Below are 2,439 nucleotides of genomic sequence, written 5' to 3' on the forward strand. Positions count from 1 at the left end.
CCGGCAGCTCGTGCCTTTCGTCGTCGACGATCCGGATCCCGATGCCCGGGAGCGCACGGCCGTCGTGGCCGTACGCGTCCGTCGGGTCGTCGTCCGGGCCGGAGAGCGCGCCGAGGCAGGTCTCGCTCGTCCCGAAGGCGCCGAGGATGGCCGTCCCCAGGACCGTCGCGGCCCGCTGCGCGAGGGCTCGCGGGACGGCGGCGCCGGTCGGGACGAAGATCCGGAGACTCTCCGGGGCGGGCTCCCCACCCTCGACCAGGTCGACCAGGTCGGTCAGGAACGGCGTGGCGCACTGCACGAACGACGCCTTCGCGACGCCGAACGCCTGCTCGAGCGCGACTCGGCCGTCCCAGACCGGCTGGATGACCTGCGGCGCGCCGAGCCGGAACGCGAGGAGCATGCCGTAGAGGAACCCGGTCTGGTGCGCGAGCGGCGACGGGATGTAGATCCGGTCCGCGCTCGTCAGACCCGACTGGGCGACGTGCATCGCGGTCGCCAGGCCGAGCGTGCGGTGCGGGTGCTGCACGCCCTTCGGCTCGCCGGTCGTGCCGGAGGTGAAGAGGAGCTGGCACACGTCGTCCGGCCCCGGTGCCCGGGAGCGGATCTGGTCGACGTCGACCTGCACCGAGCCGAGCGCCGTGTCGAACCAGCGCCAGTTCCAGTCGCTCGCGGCCACTCGGTCCGCGGCGTCCGCGGGCAGCGGCGGCTGGTCGTTCGGCAGGTCGCCCTGCCCGCGGGCCTCGGCGCGCAGCACGACCACGTGCTCGACCGACAGGCGCCGGCGCTGCGCCTTCGCCTCGTCGACGACGTCGAGCAGCTCGAGTGCGGGGCGCCGCTTCCGGAACACGTTCGGCAGGAACACGACCCGGGCCTTCGACCGCGCGAGGGTCATCGTGGTCTCGCGCGGGCCGAAGACGGGCATGATCGGCGTCGCGACCGCGCCGATCTGGACCGCGCCGAGCGTGATCGACACGAACTCGCGCCAGTTCGGCAGCTGCATGGCCACGGAGTCGCCCGTGCGGACGCCGAGCTCGAGCAGGAGCGCGGACACCCGGTCGGCCTCGTCCTGCAGCTGCTTCCAGGTGGTCTCGACCGGGGCGGTCCCGCCGACCTCGACCACGGCGACGCCGTCCGGGTCGGTCTCCGAGAGGGTGCGGACCCGCTCGCTCAGGACGAGCGGCTCCGCGTCGACGCCGACCGTCGCCGTCGCCGGCAGGTCGGTGCGCCCCGCGGCGGACGTGGACGGCGCGGCGACCGGCACGGTCGGGTGCGCGCGGCGGGTCTGGTCCGTCGCGTCGGGCCGCGCCACCGGGACGGACTCGTCCCCGCCCAGGTCGGTGCGCTCGGACACCGTGTCGGCGTCGTCGATGCGGGTGTCGTGACCGCCGCCGTGCACGGCACCGACGGACATGTCGAGTCCGACGGCGTTCATCGCCTCGAGGAAGGTCGGGTACGAGATGCGGTACGCACGGGGGTACGTGAGGGAGCTCGTCCCCTGCGCCTTCGACGCGGCGACCGCGAGGGACATGAGCACGCGGTGGTCGTGAAGGACGACATCGGGGAGCCGTGCAGGGCTCCCGGTCCGACCCCGGTGACCCGGAGTTCGTCGACACCCTGCTCCGCTCGGCCGCCCATGCGGTTCAGCTGGAGCATCGCGGCGACGCGGTCGGACTCCTTGAGACGGATGTGCGCCACGTTCCAGAGCCGGGTCGTGCCCTCGGCGAAGGTCGCCATCGTGGACAGCACGGGGAGCAGGTCGGGGATCGGTCGGCAGTCGATGTCGAGTGCGCGCAGCGGCGAGCCGTCGTGCTCGATCCGGACGAACCCGGTCGCCTCGTCGATCCGCATCGGCACGCCCATCGCGCTGGCGAGGTCGAGGAACTCGCTCTCCGGGTGGTCCGTGCCGGCCGTCGTGGTGGACGTGAGGCCCCGCAGCAGCACGTTCGACTCGCGGATACCGGCGGCCGCGATGCCGAACGCTGCGGAGCCGATGTCCGGCGGGATGACGTAGTCGTGCGGGGTCGCCTGCTGGCCGGCCGGGATCCGGTACTCGAGCCAGTCGTCGGACACCTCGACCGTCAGACCGAACTGCCGCATCATGCGCACGGTGAGCTCGACGTACGGCTGTTCGTTGAGCCTGCCGCCGGTGATGTGGATGCGCGTCTCCTGCTCGGCGAACGGCGCGACGAGCAGCAGTCCGGAGACCCACTGCGACAGGGTCCCGGCGATGGTGACGTCGCCGCCGCGGGGCCGCCGGGGCTGGACCGTCACCGGCGGGCAGTCGTTCGTCGCCTCGAGCTCGACGCCCATCTGGGTCAGCGAGGTCAGGAGGGCCTTGATCGGGCGGCGCTGGAAGTACTTCATGCCCGAGAGCGTCATCGGCTTGTCCGCGAGGGACGCCAGGCCGGTCATGAAGTAGAGCGTGGTCCCCGAGGAGCC

At 72.9% G+C, this 2,439-nt stretch carries 2 protein-coding genes; both read right to left on the reverse strand.

Annotated features, from left to right (window positions below):
* The coding region (locus tag I59_RS20530) for an AMP-binding protein (RefSeq protein WP_261976488.1) at positions 1-1,528 on the reverse strand (1,528 nt) is incomplete at its 3' end.
* On the reverse strand, positions 1,429-2,439 hold a 1,011-nt coding region (locus tag I59_RS20535; protein WP_222834979.1), incomplete at its 5' end, for a 3-phosphoshikimate 1-carboxyvinyltransferase. The genes I59_RS20530 and I59_RS20535, both read right to left, overlap by 100 nt.

The sequence above is a fragment of the Curtobacterium sp. B8 genome, assembly GCF_000333315.1.
GTDB lineage: Bacteria > Actinomycetota > Actinomycetes > Actinomycetales > Microbacteriaceae > Curtobacterium > Curtobacterium luteum.